Consider the following 18,763-nt stretch of genomic DNA (forward strand, 5'->3'; position numbering starts at 1 on the left):
CCCGTCAGCCGGCTCCCGGCACTGCCAGGGCAAGATTATCGGCCGAACGCAACCGCAGGAGCGCTTCCATGACGTCTGGGGTTTTGAACCTCGTGGTGAAGCGGCTTGGGATCGCGCTCGTCACGCTTCTGATCGTGCTCTTCGCCGTGTTTTTCGCCACCAGCATGCTGCCTGGCGACACCGCGTCGATCCTGCTGGGCCAGGCGGCGACGCCGGAGGCGGTCGCCGGCCTGCGCGAGGCCATGCACCTCAACGATCCGGCGATCCTGCGCTTCCTGCGCTGGCTTCTCGGCCTGCTGCATGGCGACCTCGGCACGTCCTATGCCAACAACATGCCGGTGGCAGCGCTGATCGGCGGCCGTCTGGTCAACACCATGAAGCTCGCCGCCATCACAACGCTCTTGTCCGTGCCGCTGGCGCTGACGCTCGGCATCACCGCCGCGATGCTGCGCGGCTCGCTCTATGACCGCGCCGTTACCGTGCTTTCGATCGGCGTGATCTCGGTGCCGGAGTTCATGGTCGCGACGCTGGCGGTCCTGCTCTTCGCGGTCTATCTCAAATGGCTGCCGGCGTTGTCTTCCGTCAACGAGGCGCATTCGCTGACCGACTTGGTGCGCATCTATGCAATGCCGGTGATCACGCTCACCTTCGTCATCTCCGCCCAGATGGTACGCATGACGCGGGCCGCGGTGATCGAAACGCTCTCCACGCCCTACGCCGAGATGGCGCTGCTCAAGGGCGCTTCGCGCAGCCGCATGGTGCTGAGGCACGCGCTTCCCAATGCGCTCGGCCCGATCGTCAACGCGGTTGCGCTGTCGCTGTCCTATCTGGTTGGCGGGGTCATCATCGTTGAGACAATCTTCAACTATCCCGGCATCGCCAAGCTGATGGTCGATGCCGTCGCGACGCGCGACCTGCCGCTGATCCAGAGCTGCGCGATGATCTTCTGCCTCGGCTATCTGCTGCTCATCACGGCCGCGGACATCGTGGCCATCATGTCCAACCCGAGGCTGAGATGACGATGGCCCGCGCTGCAGCCTCCCGACGATCTCTGCTCGGCCACAGCTACAATCTTGTCGGCGTCGTGGCTTCGCTGGTTATCCTGGCGTGGACGCTGATCGCCATCTTCGCGCCCTACATCATCCCGCATCCGATCGGCGACATCGTCGATGACGACTATTTCGGCCCGATGCGCCAAGGCCTGTGGCTGGGCTCGGACTATCTCGGCCGCGACATGCTCTCGCGGGTGCTGATGGGCGCGCGCTACACCGTGGGCATATCGCTTGCCGCCGTCTTCATCGCCTGCTTTTCAGGTGTCGTGCTCGGCATGGTCGCGGCCGTCACCGGCGGGTGGTTCGACACCTGCCTCAGCCGCTTCCTCGACGCCATGAACTCCATCCCCAGCAAGCTATTCGGGCTCGTCGTCGTTGCCGCGGTCGGCTCGTCGATCCCGGTGCTGATCCTGACGCTCGCGGTGATCTATATCCCTGGCGCCTACCGTTTTGCCCGCGCGCTTGCCGTCAACATCAACACCATGGACTTCATGACCGTCGCCCGCGTGCGCGGCGAAAGCACCGCCTATCTCATCGGCTCGGAGGTCCTTCCCAACATTATCCGCCCCGTGCTCGCCGATTTCGGCCTGCGCTTCGTCTTCATCGTGCTCCTGCTTTCCGGCCTGTCCTTTCTCGGGCTCGGGCTGCAACCGCCTCTGGCCGACTGGGGCGCGCTGGTGCGTGAGAATATCGGCGGCCTGCCGTTCGCGGCGCCGGCAGTCATCGTACCTTCGCTGGCGATCGCCAGCCTCACCATCAGCGTCAACCTGCTGATCGACAACCTGCCGCAGAAGATCAGGGACAGGGACGCATGACCAATCTCGTCGAGGTGAGGAACCTGAGGATCGAGGCGAAGACCGATTCCGGACGGATCGTCGAAATCATCAAGGGCGTCAGCCTCGACATCGCCGACGGCGAGATCGTCGCGCTGATCGGCGAGAGCGGCTCCGGCAAGACGACGGTGGCGCTCTCGCTCATGGGGCACACACGCCCCGGCTGCCGGATAACCGGCGGCGAGATCAATGTGAACGGCAAGAACATGGCCGCACTTTCCGAAAAGCAGCGAGCCAAGCTGCGGGGCACCGACATTGCCTATGTTCCACAAAGTGCCGCGGCCTCGTTCAATCCCTCGGCGACCATCATGGAGCAGGTGATCGAGGTTACGCGCATCCACAGGCTGATGCCTCTCGAGAAGGCGCGAAAGCGCGCTGTCGAGCTGTTCAGGGCCTTGTCGTTGCCGGATCCGGAAGGGATCGGCGCCCGTTATCCGCACCAGGTTTCCGGCGGCCAGTTGCAGCGGCTATCGGCGGCCATGGCGCTTATCGGCGATCCCAAGCTGGTCATCTTCGACGAGCCGACGACGGCCCTCGATGTGACGACGCAGATCGACGTGCTGAAGGCGTTCAAGTCGGTGATGCGGGCTGGCGGGATAGCAGGCGTGTATGTTTCCCACGATCTCGCCGTCGTCGCCCAGATCGCCGACCACATCGTGGTGCTGAAGGGCGGCGAAGTGCAGGAGACCGGCAGCACGCCTCAGATTCTTTCGGCCGCGCAGCATCCTTACACGCGTGAACTGCTGGCTGCCTTCGAGCCGAAGCCGCGGCAAGCGCATGCGGACGCAGATGCCGGCGCGAAGCCGTTGCTGCGCATCGACAATGTGACGGCCGGCTATGGCGCTTTGCGGGACGATGGACTGCCGCTTATCCGGGCCGTCGATACCGTCAGCCTGGTCGTCGAGAAAGGGCGCAATCTCGGCGTCATCGGAGAATCCGGCTGCGGAAAATCGACGCTCGCGCGCGTCATCGCCGGCATCCATCCGGCGGCGGCCGGCGACATCGTCTTCGAAGGCAAGCAACTGGAGCGCGCCGCAAGCAAACGCAGCCAGGACCAGTTGCGCGAGATGCAGATCGTTTTCCAGTATGCCGATACCGCGCTCAATCCGGCCAAGCCGGTGGAGGACATCATCTCCCGCCCGCTGGCCTTCTATCACCGACTGGACCGGCAGGCGCGCTCGAAGCGCGTCGACGAACTGCTCGACATGGTCCGCCTACCGAGAGCACTGCGCTATCGTCGTCCGTCGGAACTTTCGGGCGGCCAGAAGCAGCGGGTGAACTTTGCGCGTGCCTTGGCGGCCGGACCCAAGCTCATCATCTGCGATGAAATCACCTCGGCGCTCGACACGGTGGTGGCAGCCGCGGTGATCGAACTGCTCAAGGAGCTGCAGCGCGAGCTTGGCCTTTCCTATATCTTCATCAGCCACGACCTCTCCGTCGTCGAGGCCATCTGCGACGAGATCATGGTGATGTACAATGGCCAGCGGGTGGAGCAGATCACGCCCGACAAGGTCAAGGCGGCCACCCACCCCTATTCCAAGCTTCTGTTCTCCTCCGTGCCTAAGCTCGATCCGACCTGGCTCGACGGCCTCGTCCGCGACCCCGAGCTCGTCAGCCAGTACGGTCACCGCTGAGGAGTCAACGGAGTCTCACATCGGGAACAGGCTAGGCAGCGGCATGTGCGCCTTGACGATGGGAGACTTCAACACGACGAAGCTGAAATATTTGTCGATGCCGATATCCATATCGGTCAGCCGCTCCATGATCGTCTGGTACTCGCCGATGCCGGCGGTGACGAATTTCATCAGATAGTCGTAGCCGCCCGAGACGAGGTGGCATTCGATGACCTGATCAATCTTTTCGACGACGGCGAGAAAGCGGGCGAAGTCGACCTGGCGGTGGTTCTTCAAGGTGATCTCGGTGAACACGGTGAGCGTCTGTCCGAGCTTGCCGATATTGACCTGCGCCGAATAGCCCTCGATGTAGCCTTCCGACTGCAGCTTCTTGACCCGCATGAGGCACGGGCTCGGCGACAGATGCACCAGATCGGCCAGTTCGACATTGGTGATGCGGCCGTTCTTCTGCAATTCGTGCAGAATCTTGATGTCGATCCGATCCAGTTTCATGGCCGTCTCCACAGAACGCACGCCGCAGCACAAAATGCCGCGCTGCCAATACCCAGCGACACTAGCACAGCCCAACGGCCTGTCCATCGGATCGGACACCGCTTTGAAGCGCATCGGCTTCCGAATTCAACCGGATGGCCGGAATAAAATTCTGCCTCGCTCTCAACTGCAGCAGCGCCTGCCTGCGCAACGCGGTAGATTGAAGCCCCAAGGCGGAGAGGATCATGCGCGCACCGCTGCAGCAAATCGAGACTTCGAGCGAACTGCCGCAATCCGCGGACGCGGTGGTCATCGGCGGCGGCATCGTCGGCGTCTTTGCGGCCTATTACCTGGCGCGGCGCGGCATGAAGGTAGCGCTCGTCGAAAAGGGGCGCATCGGCGCCGAGCAGTCCTGCCGCAACTGGGGCTGGTGCCGCCAGCAGAACCGCGACGCCCGTGAACTGCCGATGGCGACACGCAGCCTCGATCTGTGGGAGCGTTTCGTGGCGGACAGCGGGGAGGACACCGGCTTTCGCCGCTACGGCCTGCTCTACCTCAGCAATGACGAGGCGGAGCTGGCAGGCTGGGCGCGCTGGCGCGACTTCGCCCGGACAGCCGGCGTCACCACGCATATGCTCGACAGCGCGGAGGCCAGCGCGCGAGGCCATGCCACTGGCCGGACGTGGAAGGGCGGCGTCTTTTCGCCGACCGATGGCACCGCCGATCCGTCGCGCGCCGCGCCCGCGGTCGCCCGAGCCATCCTGAAGCTGGGCGGCACGGTGCTGCAAAATTGCGCCGCGCGCGGTATCGAGACCGAGGGTGGACGCCTGAGCGCCGTTGTCACGGAAAACGGAACGATCCGGACCAAGGTGGCGGTCCTGGCTGGCGGCGCCTGGGCGTCCTCCTTCTGCCGGCAATTCGGCTTCCGTTTTCCGCAGGCGTCGATCCGCTCTTCGATCCTCTCCGTCTCGCCCGGCGCCGAAGGCCTGCCGGACGCGCTGCACACGGCAAAGATTTCCGTCACGCGTCGTGGCAATGGCGGCTATACACTCGCAATCAGCGGACGCGGCCGCGTCGACGTGACGCCGCAGCAGCTGCGCTTCTCGTCCCACTTCGTGCCGATGTTCCTGAAGCGGTGGCGCAGCCTTGCGCCCGGCGGCCTGCAGGGTGTTCGTTCTGGGCACGAAACGCTCAAGCTTTGGCGGCTCGACCAACCGACGCCGATGGAGCGCATGCGCATTCTCGATCCGGTCCCGGACCGGGCGACCATCCGCCTGACCCACGCCCGCGCGCTCGAGCTGTTGCCGGCGCTGCGCCAGACAAGGATCAGCGCGGCCTGGGCCGGCTATATCGACAGCACGCCGGACGGCGTGCCCGCGATCGGCGAGATTGATGCCGTTCCAGGTTTCTTCCTGGCTGCCGGATTTTCGGGACACGGCTTCGGCATAGGATCCGGCGCCGGACATCTGGTGGCCGATCTCGTCACCGCCTCGGAGCCGATTGTCGACCCGAAATCCTACGATCCGCGGCGCTTCGATGCTTCGTCCTGGGGTAAGGTCGCCGATTTCTAAGGCTCGCCACGACTTTCGCGCTCGCATCAGCCCTCCTGGAGAAAAGCGCCGACAGGCGCGGGCCGCACAGGCGCCTGTCCGCGAAACCGGCCGACATCCTTTGGCGCGCATCCGGCCTGCGCCGTGATGACTTCGACGGCGGCCGGCAGGCAATAGCGTCCCTGGCAGCGGCCCATCCCGACACGCGACAGCGACTTCACACGGTTGGCGTCGCCGCCGCCATGCTCCACGCTCGCGCGAATGCTCCCCGCTGTCACGTTCTCGCAACGGCACACGATCGCATCGTCGGGGAGTGCCCGGGCCATCGCCCCCGGCCACGGAAAGGCGATGGCCAGACCGCGCGCAAAGCGCTTGAGCCGCTTAAGCTTGAGCAGGTCGGCGCCGACGGAAGGCATCGGATGTCCCAGATCGGCAAGGCAGGCTGCCGCCGCGAGGCGCCCCGCGATCTCGGCCCCATCAGCCCCAAGCAGGCGAGCCCCATCGCCTGCAAGGTAGACGCCGTTGCCGGCCCGCCCCATCTCGTCGATCTTCGGCAGCCATTGCTGCCATTGTTCGTCATAGGTGAAGGCGCATCCGGCGATATCGGCTAGATGCGTCTCCGCCCGCAGATGCCAGCCCATGCCGATCATGTCGCATGAGGTGACGCGCTCCCTTCCGCCGGCGTCGCGCCAGCGAAACGCCACCACGCCCGACCCGTCGGCCTCGATCCGTTCCAGCGTCACGCCCGCATGGTAGCGACCACCAAGCCGCGCCCGCATAACCAAACCGCGCAACGCGACGGCTGGCCGAGCGGCAATATCCCACAGGCCTCGCAGTTGCTGGCGCCAGGGGGCGGTGTCGAGCACCGCCACCACATCCGCGCCAGCCTTGACGAGTTGGGCACCAACCAGGGTCAGCAAAGGCCCCGATCCCATAAGGACGATCCGTCGCCCGAGCGCCACGCCCTGCGCCTTGAGCGCGATCTGCGCTGCGCCGACGCTGTAGACGCCGGCGTTCTGCCAGCCTGGAACGGGGGCGACGCGGTCGGACGCGCCGGTGGCAAGGATCAGGCGGTCATAGACGATCATCTGCACGCCGCCCTCCCCCAGCACATGCAGCCGACCCTCATGCGCGGCGATGACGGAGGTGCCGGCGCAATGGGTGAGCCGCCGCTCTTCGGCCAGTCGGTCGAAGAGCGAATGCAGCGCGCGGGCCTTGGCCGACTCCGATCCATAGAGCTCTTCCGGCGTACGGGTGAACCCGGCTGGCGGGCGGCGATAGATCTGGCCGCCTGCGCGCTGCCCCTCGTCGATCACAATCGGATGGAAGCCAGCATCGACCAGCGTCGCCGCAGCCCTGATACCGGCAGGGCCTGCGCCCACGATCACGATCCGCGGCGAGGCAACATCGCTCACGGCCAGTTCTCCGGCGGCGTCGTTCGCAGTCGCATGCCCTCGGCGATCAGGGTTGTGCACGCGCGCAGGCGCGGTCCCTCCTCTTGCCAAACCCAGCAATCCTGGCAGGCGCCCATCAGACAGAACCCGGCACGCGGCTCCGATCCGAACTCGGAGTTCCGCAAGGCGTGTCCTGACGCCAGCATGGCGGTCAGCACGGTGTCGCCCGCGAGCGCGCCGCGCCTCTCACCGTTGAGAATGAAATGCACCTCTGCCCGGTGTCGCTCGGCCAGCCGGACGATGCGGCCGCTCGCGATCATTCCGCCGCCTGTCGCGCTGGTTGAGGACGCGGCAACTCGGGAAACCGCACGCAGGCGGCGTCGAAGGCAGCCTGGACGCCATCGGGCCCGCAGCGCCCCTCCATGCGCCGAAAAATCTCCGTCTTGGCGAAAAACCGCCAGTGGATCGGCAAGGCGTCAAGCAGAGCATGGAGCCGGTCATAGGCGGCGGGCGTCCACTGCGCTTCGTAGCCGTCGCGCTCGGGGCCGAAATGGAAATGGCCGATGGCGGGCGCCCTTTGCGCGCGCAGCTGCTCCGTCGCTTGCTCGTCGACCGTGCTGCCGCGAAAGACGACGCCATAGTCACGCTCGGCCGCAGCCTGCGAGATGTAGCCGCGCCGGACATCCAGCGCCACCCGCCAGGGCTCGCGCTGATGCGGATCACCGCGCCCGCCGCCCCCGGCGGAGCGGATTTCCAGCACGTCACCTGGCTGCAGAACCGCCGTGTCGATGTTGCCCAGCCGCCGCTCGTGCTCTGTCCCTGGATTGACGACCATGTCCGAGAGACCGGCCGCCTTGCCGCCCAGCACGCCCCAGGGTCGGAAGAAGCTGCGGTCGCGATTGCGTGCCGTGATCCGGGAGTCGGGCGCGAAGACGCGGAAGGCCACCTCGGTCGCCAGCCCGCCCCGCCACCGCCCGGCGCCGCCGCTGTCCCTGGCGAGGCCATATCTGACGAATTCGACCGGCGTCTCGGTCTCGGTGATCTCGATCGGCGTGTTCTTCAGATAGGCGGCATCCGCGCCCGATCCATTTGTCCCATCGCGATGCGGCATCGCCCCGCCGCCACCCACCACCGGGTTCACCGCCGCGATGACGGTCCGGCTGGTGCGCTCATCGACCGTCATGACGTTGACGATGCAATTGTTGCCGGCCGGCGCCGCGGGCAGGCGCTCCGGCACGGCCTGCGAGAAAGCGCCGAAAATGACAGAGCGGAGCCGGGCGCAGGTGAGCGAGCGCATGCCGACGGCCGCGGGATGGACCGGGTTCAGCACCGAACCTTGCGGCGTGATGCAGGTAAACGGCCGGGTGAGGCCCGTGTTGAGCAGGATCTTCGGGTTCAACGTGTAGAGCACATAGTAGACGCCTACCAGCAGCATGGTGTGGCGCGGGTCGCCGCCCGATGGCACATTGAGCGAGGAGCCGAGCTGCGGATCGGAGCCGGTGAAGTCGAGCACCGCCTCGTCGCCCCTGATCGTCAGCGTCAGCTTCAGCCGGCAAGGATTGGCCTCGACCGAATCCTCGTCGGCATAGTCGGCGAATTCCCATGTGCCGTCGGGCAAGCCGCGCAGCACGTCGCGCGCCTGCGCCTCCGCATGGTCGAGAAGCGCGGAAACGCCTTCGACGAAGCCGGCCTTGCCGAACTTCCGCACCATCGCCTGGATCTTGCGCTCGCCGGTGTTGAGTGCGCCGACCAGCGCCTTGATGTCGCCGATGTTGAGGTCGGGCTTGCGCACATTGGTGCTCATGATCCGCAGGATGGTCTCGTCGAAGACGCCCTCCCTCACCAGCTTCATTGGAGGGAAGCGGATGCCTTCCTGATGGATTTCGGTCAGCGCCCGGCTGAGCGAAGCCGGCACCGCCCCGCCCATGTCGGTGTTGTGGATGTGCCCGCCGGTCCAGGCGACGATCTCGTCGTCGACGAAAACCGGCTTCCACAGATGCGTGTCGGGCGCATGCGTGGCGACGTGGCCGGAATAGGGATCGTTGGTGAACGCAACATCGCCCGGCCGGTAGTCGCTGACCATCGCGATCGCGCGGTGATACGAAAGCCCCGGATACCAGGTGGCGCCGAGTTCCATCGGCACGGCGAAAGTCGCGCCCCCACTATCCATCAGCATCACCGTGAAATCCTGCGTCTCCTTGACGAAGGCGGAGTGCGCGGTGCGGTGCAGCGTGTGGGCCATATTCTCGGCCGCCGCGCGGGCATGGTTCGCCAGAACCTGCAGGTTTGTCCGGTCAAACATGGCGTCACTCCGGGAAGGTCAGCAGAAGGTTTAGATGGCGGTCGACCCGTGCCTGCGTCCCCGCGGGGATCGCAAATGTGGTGTCTTCCTGAACGACCACGGCAGGCCCATGGAACGTGTTGCCAGGCATGAGGGTCTGTCGGTCGTGAAGGTCGACGGTCTCGACGCCGAGGCCCGTATAGACCGGGAGCCGGCGCGCCGGATTGACAGGGGCGTCGACCTCATCGATTTGCGGGAAGGAAAGTTTCGGCCCTGCGCCTATGGCGGACAGCCGGATGTTCACAAGCTCAATATCGCCGTCCGGATCGTGAAAATCGTAGAGCTGCTGATGGGTGAGGTGAAAAGCCCGTACGATGGCGGCCATATCGCCATCCGCCAGCCATTGCGGCAAAAGGACGACTTCGATCTCATAGCTCTGCCCGACATAGCGCATGTCGCAGAAGAGGTTGAGTTCCGCGGCCGCGTCATGCCCCTGCTCTGCGAGCCAATGACGCCCCTCACCCGCAAGCGCTTCGAAGGCCTCGCGGATGGCGGGAAGCGACGCTGAGGACAGCGGGCTGAAGATCGTGCGGATAAAATCGCCGCGCAGATCCGCCACCAACCCGCCGAGTGCCGAGACCACGCCGGGGCGGCGCGGCGCCATAACTCGTTTCATGCCGAGTTCGCGGGCAAGGAAAGAGCCGAGCATCGGGCCGCCGCCGCCGAATGGCATCAGCGTGAAATCGCGCAGGTCGACACCAGCGCGCGAGGCGAGTTTCTCGACCTCGACGAACATTTCCGACACCGCGATATCGAGGATTGCCTGCGCGGTCTGCTCGATCGTGCGGCCGAGCCGGGCGGCAAGCTCGCCGACCGCGCGATGCGCCAATCCAGTATCGATCCGGAGCTGGCCATAGGCCATCTCGCTGTGGCCGAGCCATCCGCACACCACCATGGCGTCAGTCACCGTCGCCCGTTCGCCGCCGCGGCCGTAGCATGCCGGTCCCGGTGCCGAGCCAGCCGATTCCGGCCCGACTCGCAGCACGCCTTGCGCATCGACACTGGCGATCGAGCCGCCGCCCACTCCGATCGAGCTCACCGACACGGATGGAATGTGGAGCGGGAATTCGCCGATCAGCTCGCCGGTGCCGAACTGCGCCTCGCCGTCTATGATCAGCGCGAAGTCGGCCGACGTCCCACCGATGTCGAGGGTAAGGATCTTGTCTTCGCCGGCCTGACGCGCCAGCCACGAGGCGCCGATGACGCCGGAAGCCGTTCCCGACAAAAGCATGTTCACGCATGCGCGCTTGCCTTCGGCAGCGTTCATCAGCCCGCCATTCGATTTCGTCAGCATCGGGCGCGCCGGCACACCGCAGCTCCTCAGCCGCTCTTCCAGCGCTGTCAGATAGCCCGAGACGCGCGGATGGACATAGCCATTGAGAATGGCAGTCGAGCTGCGTTCATACTCGCGGATGACCGGCCACACTTCGGCAGAGGTGAAGACGAAGACGTCCGGTGCCAGACGGGCGATCGCGGCCTTGACCGAGGCTTCCTGCGCGGCGTTGCGCCAGGCATGGAGGAAGGACACGATAATCCCTTGCGCTCCGCCTGCTTTCGCAGCCGCAACCGCCCGTTCGACGACGGCGATGTCGGGTGCCTGAGTTTCACTGCCATCGGCACGCATGCGGGCCGGAATGCCGAACACCATGTCGCGCGAGATCAGCGGGTCCGGCCGCGCGCAGAACAGCGAATACATGTCCGGCATTCGCAGCCGCGCGAGCTCGATCACGTCCTCGAAGCCGGCATTGGTGAACAACGCGAGCGGGGCGCCCTTGCGCTGGATGATGGTATTGATGCCGACGGTCGTGCCGTGCACGAAGCGCGTCATATGGGTGGGATCGAAGCCTTCACGTTCCGCCAGGAGAGCGAGGCCCGCCATCAGCTCGGCGCCCGGATCGTCCGGCGTCGTCAGCACCTTCAGCGAGGCGACCCGGCCGGAACGGGTCTCCAGCGCGCAGAAGTCAATGAACGTTCCGCCGATATCGACGCCGACCTTCCAGTCGGCTTCGTTCTGCGCTGCGTCCGCCGCGATGGCACCGTCCATGATGCGTCCCTTCCTGTCTGCCGACCAAAACTCGCACGAGCGGACGATCAACGTCCAAGATGGATGAGGGGGAAGGATATAAGTCCTGCTTATGCCTTGGCGCGATGCTCACCGAGAACGGCGGAACAGGCCGTACGGATTTCGTCGCGCATCATCTCGTCGGCGCGCGACAGGGCCCGGGCACGCGACGTGAGCAGCGCGATCGGAAATTCCGGTCCGGCCGCCAATGGCCTGACAGCAAGGCCGGCGAACTGGTGCCAGGGCAGCAGCGCGTCGACCAGGCCGATACCCAGGCCGGCCTGGACGAAACCGATCGCGGAAATAGAGACGTCGATCTCTAGCGATGGTGAAAGCGCCACGCCTTGCGCGCGGGCAGCGTGGGCCAGTTCGTCAGCGGGGCGGGTATTGCCGCGATAGGATATCAGCTCCTCCCCGGCCAGGTCGGCGAGCGTCAGCTCCGTTTTCTTCTGCAGTGAATGCCCGGCAGGCAGCAGGCAGGCGAAGCCGACGCTGCCGATCACCTCCGCCTCGATATCGGGAGGCAGCCGGTCGTCCATGGCTACGCCGAGGCTGGCATCGCCGGCGCGCAGCATGTCGACGATCGCGGCGATCGGCGCGCTGTGGGAACGCAGCAAAATGTCCGGATGCTGCGTCCGGAATGCGGTGAAGGCGCGCGGCAATACCGCCATGGCCGGCGGTGGCGAAGCCGCGACCCGCACCAGCCCGGTCCGCCCGAGACGCAGGTCGGTAGTCTTGCGGCGCAAACCTTCCAGTCCCGCCGACAGCCGCTCGGCATCGGCGAAGATCTCGAGCGCCTCAGGCGTCGGCCGCAGCCGGCCTTTGACCCGTTCGAACAGGGTGAAGCCAAGCTCGTCCTCGGTATGAAGCAGTATCTGGCTGAGCGCGGGCTGCGAGATGTTCAGCATCCGCGCCGCGGCGGTCACGGTGCTTGCGCGCATGACGGCGATGAACACTTCGAGCTGCCGGGCCCGCAAATCCCAACTCCATAGGTCGAGCTTATGACTTCCGTCCAAACCCATCTTTGACGCAATGCCGCGGCGCGGACAAGATCGCGTGAGGATCCAATGCTATTTGCAAGGAGCCGCCATGGATGTGATCGTGCTGGGCGGCGGCCTGATAGGGACGGCTTCGGCCTATTTCCTCGCCCGGCGAGGCGCGCGCGTGACGCTGATCGAGCGCAACCGGATCGGCAGCGGGGCGACCATCGCTTCGTTCGGCAACATCCGGCGCACCGGCCGCCATTTGTCCCAGCTGCCGCTTGCCAATCGTTCGCTCACGCTCTGGGGCGAGGCCGAAAAAATGCTTGGCCGCGACGTGGAATTCCGGGCCACCGGTCACATCCGACTGATCTTCGATGAGGGAAGTCTTGCCGACATGCGGGCCTACGCTCAGGCGGCACGACCCTGGGGGCTCGAGCTGGAGGAACTGACCCCGCGCGAAATCCGCTCCCGGTTTCGCGGCCTCGGTCCTGAGGCGATCGCGGCGTCGTTCTCGCCGCATGACGGCAGCGGCAATCCGCGGCTGATCGCGCCGGCCTTTGCCGAAGCCGCCCGTAAGCTCGGCGCGGAAATCGTCCAGGACGCCGAAGTCGAGACGACGAAGCGCACTGGCTCCGGCTTCCTTGTTAACACTTCGAAAGGTGCGTTCGCCGCGGAGTGCCTGCTCAACGCCGCCGGCGCCTGGGGCGCGCGCGTCGCCGCGCAGTTCGGCGAACAGGTGCCGCTGGACGCGCGTGGCCCGCAGATGGGCGTGACCGAGCCGTTGCCGCACCGAATCCTGCCGGTGGTCGGCATCTGGACGCGCGACAAGGATCATGGCGCCTATCTGCGTCAGGTCGAACGCGGCAACATCGTCTTCGGCGGCGCGGCCGAGCGGGTGGCGGTGGACCTCGATCCCGGTTACGCAACCGCCGATCCCATGCGCCTTCCGGTGCAATTGCACGCAGTCGCGCGGCTGTTGCCGGCGATCGCGGGGGTCGCGGTCATTCGCACATGGTCGGGCTGCGAGGGCTATGTGCGCGACATGCTGCCGGTCATGGGACGCTCAATGACGACGCCGGGCTTGTTCCATGCCTTCGGTTTCTGCGGGCATGGCTTCCAGCTCGGCCCGGGCGTGGGCGACGCCATGGCCGAGCTTATGATGACCGGCCGCTGCGAAACGCCGCTCGACGATTTCAGGATCGACCGCTTCGCCCGCGCAGCCTGACGAAGCGAATCGATTGCGTTTGGCGTCCCCAGGCCACTAGCAATGACCGTTTTTGGGAAACGCCAGAGCCTACGCGGCGGCCGATATCAGCGCAAAGCTGCCATTCAGAGAAGATAATAAGGTCGTCGAGTGGCTGGATCAGCTTCTTGAATCGACTTTGGCGAACTGCTTCGCAACCCATTGGCGAATAACGATCTTGTTAGTCGCTGAGGGACCGCCTTTGCCACAGAAAGTCAATAGTTTGCAGGTGGTTCGCCAATCCATGTCCTTTGTGATTTTGCGTGGTCTGGCGAACGGGATAAGAACCCAAAATGAGCCACCCTTCTTATCCATAAGTAGAGGGCGGTGGCCATTGGACGATGGGCTGGCGCAAGACCGCCTGTCAGCATCGCCAAGGGATGCTCATGAGACCGGCAAGCGGTGCTCAGCAACCTGCCGAACAGGTCGCGTCAGCTGCTTGTTTGGGGGCGCTGCCAGGCCCGTGGCAACCCGGCGAATGGCCCCGATATGAAATTCCGGATTCTGACAAATAAACCAGAGCGCATCAGCAGGAGTGCCTTGATCTAACGTTCCCGCACGATCCTGGGAGCGTCGTCCAACTCGGTAAGATCAAGCTCGAGTTCGACGTCATGGGCTGGAATCCATACACCCAGCGTAAACCCGCCCCAGACGGTCACGGCCAGCCTTGCCACGCCAGCCTTGAATTTCCTGGACCTGAGCGGTGGCATGAAACTGTCATGGAGGTGGAACTGGGCCTCCTCGCCGTCGCGGCCGGGTCCTTCGACGCGTAAAACGATCTTCACCCAATTCTTCGAGCGGGTCTTCTCGAACTCGGCCGAAGCCGTAAATCCCCCGCGGCTGGCATTGCCTCCGAACCTGCCCTTCTGCAGGTCGTTCTTATACCTGATGCGACGTGATAAGCCGGGCGCCTGCTTGCCTGATGGGCTCCTAGCGTCTGTCGCGGTAGCGCCCGAACTCCATGACTGCGCCGACGGAGTCGCGTCGTCTAGTGCTGCTTTCGTGTTTGCGAGCCTCTTGCGAAGCTGTTGAGACGGCAAACCCAGCGCAACTGCCAGATCGGTGATGATGCCGGCCGACACCTTTGTCGCGGTGGGCAACGCGAGTTGCATCGCGCGCAACGCCGTCGCCTGGACCTCGGGACCTAAGGCGTCGAGCTGCTTGGAGAGCGTGCGACGCACGCCGTTAGGCTCGACCTGGACGAGCGATGCAACCTTCTGTGCGACCTGAGTTAGCAACGACGGCAGATCGTCGACGGCGGGGCCGACGGGCTTGAACTTCGCGGTCGCGGCTGCCAGCTGCCAGCAAAGCCATGGCTGGCTGCCGCCAGACGACCGCGCGGTTGCGACAATTGCCGCCCCACGCACGGCGCCAGGGCGTTGAATGCTTTCTTCGATCGCCCACCGCCAGGCACATTCGAGCATCGGCGGCGTTTCAATGCGGGAAGGCAGTCTCGCCCATTTTTCCGTCCCGAAGATGTGCGGATTGAGACGGTGCAGCTCCCAGCAGGCAGCGGTTGCGTCGGTTGGCAATCCCCGTTGCGATGGGTCGCCGATCCAGCCGGCAAGTCGTTCGATCCAGGATTGGTCGTAGGTAGGCGGTCGGCTGCCCTGCGAAGGCTCGCTTGCTGCGAACGATCCATGGCGCTCCAACGCCGACAGCGCGCCAAAGGCGCCGTAGAGTTTGAGGAGCGGGTCGGTCATCGGGTCGTCAAGGACATCCACGACATCCGTCGAGAGTGAGTTCGTCCCATTCGCGAGATCGAACAGCATTAAACCGGCCAGGCGCACGCGCTCGCGGACACGGTAGTCGTTCTCGTCGCCGCGTACCGTTACTATGGTCGTACGCGCCGGGTCGATGCCGACGCTGTCCTCCTTGTGGAATTCGTCACCATCGGCGACGATCAAGTTCGTGCGCGAGACGGTAAGGAAGACCAGCGTCTGTCGACCAGCGAGCGCCGGTACGCTCTGCCCCAGCCGTTGACCAAGGATCGACCGGAAACCGATGTGGTAGCGTCCTGGTCGGACGTCGTAGCAGTAGGCGTGCTCTCCCCTGCCGAGTTCCAGACTAGGTGCATCGTTGGGATTCGCGCGCATCGCGACCTCCTCACGATCATAGAGCCTCAAGTCGAGACCGCCGGCGGCTGCGAGCACGTCGGTCTCACCTGTAACGACGAGCACGATCGAGGATTCGTAGCTTCGCTCGGAGGGCTTGACTGCCCCGTTGACAGCATCCACCAGCGCGATGCGATCGCTCGATTTGGAATCGAATGCGCCCGGGGATTTCAGATCGCTGGGATCGAACTGGACCTCGACCTTGTCCTGGCTTCCATCGAGACGAACGATAGTCTGCGCCTGCTGGCCGGCGGAACTCCATTCAACGAGATAAAGTCCCTGAGCCAGCTCCTTTTCGAACCGTTCGGTACCACGGCCGATCTCCGCGAGGGCCCCGTCAAGCACTCGAATCGTGATTCCTGGGCGAGCGACCAACGAGAGGCTGATCGGGGGACGCGGCGGCAGGCTATCAGCCGACATAAACAGGCTCCGCACTTGGATGCTTGAACGTCGTATATCGACCGCTGCCATCGTTGACATCGATTGAATAGAGGCCTGGCGCAAGCGGTGGCGTTGCCATATTGGGACCTGTGACCACGAGCGGCTGAATCCCGGGCAGCGGCGTGTTGTCGCCGCCATTGAGGATAAGCTGAGTGCCGTTGGGAAGAGCAGAGACGTCGATCAAACGGACTGTCGGCATCGGTCCGGCAACCGCCGGTGCGCCCCGGACGATCAGCGGCCCATCACCATCGGGATGAAACCACATATTGGGCTTCTGACCAGTGGCAGTGAAGTCCTTGATATTGTCGAGCACGTATTGCTTGAGCGTCGCGGCGTAAAGGTCGCTCGAAGCACCCGTCCGGTGGGTGCGCAAACCGCGCATGAGCGCGCTCGAAAAGGCGCCCCGAACCGGCGGCTGAGTGGTCTCATGCGCCAGCATGTCGTCTTGCGCCGCGTACGCTATACTGTGAGGCGCGATTGGCTGGCCGCTATAATCAGATACCGGCTGTGCCATCAGCGCTGAACGGGCTGTCTGTGTGCGACAGCAATCTGTGAACAGAATAGCCTCGTCGAAGCGATCGTTGAGGAGCGCTCTTCGAAAGCTGTCGCACGGCACCAGACCGGCGGCAAGATTGCCGTTGTTAATGGGTCGGAAATCACCGGCGAGGAAGCAGGTCTCCTCGCTGCGATCCACCGTCTTGGCCCGAATGCCATGGCCCGCCAGAAACACGTAGACGCGGCGCGTGCCGGTGTCGCCATCTTCCATGGCTTTGGCGCGTACCGTGCGCCCAAGGCTCTCGATCGTCGTGGTGATTTCGAGCGCGTTTGGCGCGCGCGTTGGATTGGGGTCAGCCGAACCTAGATCAACGTTGTACCATTGAGGCGGCCCGCCTGCGATATAGGCTTGAAGCCGGCCCTGGGGTGCCGTTGGCCAAGGATATGTCCAGAAGAAGAGGTGCTCTGCAGGGACATTGCCACCGGCCGGGTCAAGGGCCCAATCGGCAAAGTCGCAGGCGTCTGCAACCGCGCCCTGCAGAGCCCCCTGCTTCGCCAGCGGAGGGTATTCATTTATCCCGACGACGATAGCCCAGTTGCCCATAGCGCGTCGGCCTAAAAAAGCGCACGCGCGGTTGCAAGCATCAACGGCTCGTTGTCGAAGTCGCCATGGCTGTTGGCCATGGCGATGCCCGGCGTCGGCGACACGATGACACCATGGCCTTCTTTCTGGAAGAATTTCGCGATGGACTTTGCGGCATCCTGCTCAGCGGTGTCGAGGCTCGATATGCTGGAAAAGCGCTGCATTCCAAGAATTGGCGCGTCAGGATAGGCCTTGGCATTCATCTCCTCAAACATTCCCGAGACCAGGTAGAGAAGCGAGCTTGGATAGATATAGCCCTTGTCATGGCCGAGCACCGCATCGGCTCGCTCAAGCTCATCAGTCATCGTAATCATGCGACAGCGTTCGATCATGTCGCCGGCCTCATCGAGCATCTTGGCGAAGAGATTTTCGCGAACCGCTGGCGCCAGCAGGACTAGCCTGACCTTTTTGTCGAGGCCCGCCGCCTTGGCAGCAAGCAGGAACCGCGATGCCCAGATCGACCCGGCGCTATGACCACTCATGACAAAATCATTGGGCGTGTGCTCCTTGATGATGTCGATGATCTTGCTTCCAAGCTTTCCTGGCCCGAAATGGTCCGCAGCGTCCTGCACCATCATACCCCACACCTTGGCACCGACAAGGTCGCCGTAGAATTCGCGGCACACTTCCTCGACGATGGTGGCGTGCACGCCGTGGTCCCGGCCGCCACGAAAGCGTTTGAAGCACCGGATTGCGACCTCGCCTGCATGCGAAATCAGGAAAGTGCCAACCGAAACAATGCCGCGAGGCTCGCCCGCGACGGCAGGCGGAGGCGCCACCTCTCCCTGGATGCTGTGATCAAGTCGCTCCAGCATTTTCCTGCCCTCGGCCATGTCAACCGCGACCGAGGGTGTGCGTGCACCGCTGGGCACATTGACCGCCTCGTCAATATCGGCGGCAACGCCCTGGAAGGAACCGTCCTCCGCTAGTTCTTTCTGGAATTCGATGGCTAGTTCGCCATTGGTCTGCTCGCTCATGACCGTTGCGCGCGAGCCAGTCGGAAGTTCAGGCGCCAAATGAACGTCGACATCGTCGAAAGGCCGCTGCCCAGCCTTTCCCGTCAATCGCCGTTGGATCTCTGCCTCGTTGATCGACAGGGAACCCGGTCCCCGCGCGCCGAGTGAAGGCATGCCGAGTTTCTTGGTGACAAAGCCGATCAGCTTGCGCAGGATTGTTTGATAGAGCCGATCGTCGTGGACGAGATCGATCCAGTTGGTCCTGATGGTCTCGATCGCTCCAGTCCGCCAGATAACATAGACCTGCGTCCATTCAGGCCCGAGCTGCCAACTGTTTTGGCCATTTCCGGACAGACGCTCGGCGGCAGCCAAACCCGAGGTCTCGTCGACCAGACCCCCGTGGAGGTGAATTAGGAGTTTCGCGTGGGGTTTACTGAGCTCGGCAGCCAAATCGGAGAGCAACTGCTCTTGTCCTGGGTCAGCAGCGCCATTCCGGGTCAATATGTTGAAAACGCTCATAGCGGTGGTCCCTTGAAGGTGGTGCTACTCTG

At 64.3% G+C, this 18,763-nt stretch carries 14 protein-coding genes; 5 read left to right on the forward strand and 9 right to left on the reverse strand.

Annotation, left to right across the window (positions count from 1 at the left end):
- Positions 1–68: 68 nt before the first annotated feature.
- From LB520_RS11795 to LB520_RS11805, 3 genes are read left to right on the forward strand one after another with little or no spacing between them, the layout of a single operon-like run.
- On the forward strand, positions 69–1,019 hold the full coding sequence (locus LB520_RS11795; RefSeq protein WP_224637606.1) for an ABC transporter permease: 951 nt from the start codon (positions 69–71) through the stop codon (positions 1,017–1,019).
- Positions 1,016–1,867, forward strand: coding sequence for an ABC transporter permease (locus LB520_RS11800; RefSeq protein ID WP_140841411.1), 852 nt, complete (start codon positions 1,016–1,018; stop codon positions 1,865–1,867). The genes LB520_RS11795 and LB520_RS11800 overlap by 4 nt, the downstream gene beginning before the upstream one ends.
- Complete coding sequence (locus LB520_RS11805; protein ID WP_224637607.1) at positions 1,864–3,519, forward strand: ABC transporter ATP-binding protein; 1,656 nt, start codon at positions 1,864–1,866, stop codon at positions 3,517–3,519. Before LB520_RS11800 ends, LB520_RS11805 begins: the two co-directional genes overlap by 4 nt.
- A 15-nt stretch (positions 3,520–3,534) precedes the next feature.
- Here LB520_RS11805 and LB520_RS11810 read toward each other — a convergent pair whose 3' ends face one another.
- Positions 3,535–4,011: an Lrp/AsnC family transcriptional regulator gene (locus LB520_RS11810; RefSeq protein WP_127407051.1), complete on the reverse strand. Its 477-nt coding sequence runs from the start codon at positions 4,009–4,011 to the stop codon at positions 3,535–3,537.
- 224 nt (positions 4,012–4,235) lie between these two features.
- Here LB520_RS11810 and LB520_RS11815 point away from each other — a divergent pair, with 224 nt between their 5' ends.
- Positions 4,236–5,561 carry an NAD(P)/FAD-dependent oxidoreductase gene (locus LB520_RS11815; protein WP_224637608.1) on the forward strand — a complete coding sequence of 442 codons (1,326 nt, stop codon included), beginning with the start codon at positions 4,236–4,238 and terminating at the stop codon, positions 5,559–5,561.
- A gap of 26 nt (positions 5,562–5,587) precedes the next feature.
- Here the strand turns inward: LB520_RS11815 and LB520_RS11820 are convergent, their stop codons facing one another.
- The 5 genes from LB520_RS11820 to LB520_RS11840 form a co-directional block, all read right to left on the reverse strand.
- Complete coding sequence (locus LB520_RS11820) at positions 5,588–6,955, reverse strand: NAD(P)/FAD-dependent oxidoreductase (protein WP_224637609.1); 1,368 nt, start codon at positions 6,953–6,955, stop codon at positions 5,588–5,590.
- On the reverse strand, positions 6,952–7,254 hold the full coding sequence (locus tag LB520_RS11825) for a (2Fe-2S)-binding protein (RefSeq protein WP_224637610.1): 303 nt from the start codon (positions 7,252–7,254) through the stop codon (positions 6,952–6,954). Before LB520_RS11825 ends, LB520_RS11820 begins: the two co-directional genes overlap by 4 nt.
- Positions 7,251–9,236, reverse strand: a complete 1,986-nt coding sequence (locus LB520_RS11830) for a hydantoinase B/oxoprolinase family protein (RefSeq protein ID WP_224637611.1) — start codon at positions 9,234–9,236, stop codon at positions 7,251–7,253. The genes LB520_RS11825 and LB520_RS11830 overlap by 4 nt, the downstream gene beginning before the upstream one ends.
- A 4-nt stretch (positions 9,237–9,240) precedes the next feature.
- Positions 9,241–11,319, reverse strand: a complete 2,079-nt coding sequence (locus LB520_RS11835; protein WP_224637612.1) for a hydantoinase/oxoprolinase family protein — start codon at positions 11,317–11,319, stop codon at positions 9,241–9,243.
- 89 nt (positions 11,320–11,408) lie between these two features.
- On the reverse strand, positions 11,409–12,314 hold the full coding sequence (locus LB520_RS11840) for a LysR family transcriptional regulator (protein WP_224637613.1): 906 nt from the start codon (positions 12,312–12,314) through the stop codon (positions 11,409–11,411).
- A 112-nt stretch (positions 12,315–12,426) separates the two neighbouring features.
- Here LB520_RS11840 and LB520_RS11845 point away from each other — a divergent pair, with 112 nt between their 5' ends.
- Complete coding sequence (locus tag LB520_RS11845) at positions 12,427–13,545, forward strand: NAD(P)/FAD-dependent oxidoreductase (RefSeq protein WP_224637614.1); 1,119 nt, start codon at positions 12,427–12,429, stop codon at positions 13,543–13,545.
- 563 nt (positions 13,546–14,108) lie between these two features.
- Here the strand turns inward: LB520_RS11845 and LB520_RS11850 are convergent.
- From LB520_RS11850 to LB520_RS11860, 3 genes are all read right to left on the reverse strand, one after another.
- A complete protein-coding gene (locus LB520_RS11850) occupies positions 14,109–16,022 on the reverse strand; it encodes a pYEATS domain-containing protein (protein ID WP_224637615.1) in 1,914 nt (637 codons plus the stop codon).
- Between the two features lie 64 nt (positions 16,023–16,086).
- Positions 16,087–17,217 carry a caspase family protein gene (locus tag LB520_RS11855; protein WP_224637616.1) on the reverse strand — a complete coding sequence of 377 codons (1,131 nt, stop codon included), beginning with the start codon at positions 17,215–17,217 and terminating at the stop codon, positions 16,087–16,089.
- Positions 17,218–17,228: 11 nt separating this feature from the next.
- Positions 17,229–18,731 carry a hypothetical protein gene (locus LB520_RS11860; protein ID WP_224637617.1) on the reverse strand — a complete coding sequence of 501 codons (1,503 nt, stop codon included), beginning with the start codon at positions 18,729–18,731 and terminating at the stop codon, positions 17,229–17,231.
- Positions 18,732–18,763: the final 32 nt, after the last annotated feature.

Origin of the sequence: Mesorhizobium sp. CA12, from assembly GCF_020165255.1 — a bacterium.
Taxonomy (GTDB): Bacteria; Pseudomonadota; Alphaproteobacteria; order Rhizobiales; family Rhizobiaceae; genus Mesorhizobium.

Excerpts from the sequence above, each read along its gene's own strand:
- LB520_RS11795 (WP_224637606.1), top strand. The coding sequence starts at position 69 with ATGACGTCTGGGGTTTTGAACCTCGTGGTGAAGCGGCTTGGGATCGCG.
- LB520_RS11800 (WP_140841411.1), top strand. The coding sequence starts at position 1,016 with ATGACGATGGCCCGCGCTGCAGCCTCCCGACGATCTCTGCTCGGCCAC.
- LB520_RS11805 (WP_224637607.1), top strand. The coding sequence starts at position 1,864 with ATGACCAATCTCGTCGAGGTGAGGAACCTGAGGATCGAGGCGAAGACC.
- LB520_RS11810 (WP_127407051.1), bottom strand. The coding sequence starts at position 4,011 with ATGAAACTGGATCGGATCGACATCAAGATTCTGCACGAATTGCAGAAG.
- LB520_RS11815 (WP_224637608.1), top strand. The coding sequence starts at position 4,236 with ATGCGCGCACCGCTGCAGCAAATCGAGACTTCGAGCGAACTGCCGCAA.
- LB520_RS11825 (WP_224637610.1), bottom strand. The coding sequence starts at position 7,254 with ATGATCGCGAGCGGCCGCATCGTCCGGCTGGCCGAGCGACACCGGGCA.
- LB520_RS11830 (WP_224637611.1), bottom strand. The coding sequence starts at position 9,236 with ATGTTTGACCGGACAAACCTGCAGGTTCTGGCGAACCATGCCCGCGCG.
- LB520_RS11835 (WP_224637612.1), bottom strand. The coding sequence starts at position 11,319 with ATGGACGGTGCCATCGCGGCGGACGCAGCGCAGAACGAAGCCGACTGG.
- LB520_RS11845 (WP_224637614.1), top strand. The coding sequence starts at position 12,427 with ATGGATGTGATCGTGCTGGGCGGCGGCCTGATAGGGACGGCTTCGGCC.
- LB520_RS11855 (WP_224637616.1), bottom strand. The coding sequence starts at position 17,217 with ATGGGCAACTGGGCTATCGTCGTCGGGATAAATGAATACCCTCCGCTG.
- LB520_RS11860 (WP_224637617.1), bottom strand. The coding sequence starts at position 18,731 with ATGAGCGTTTTCAACATATTGACCCGGAATGGCGCTGCTGACCCAGGA.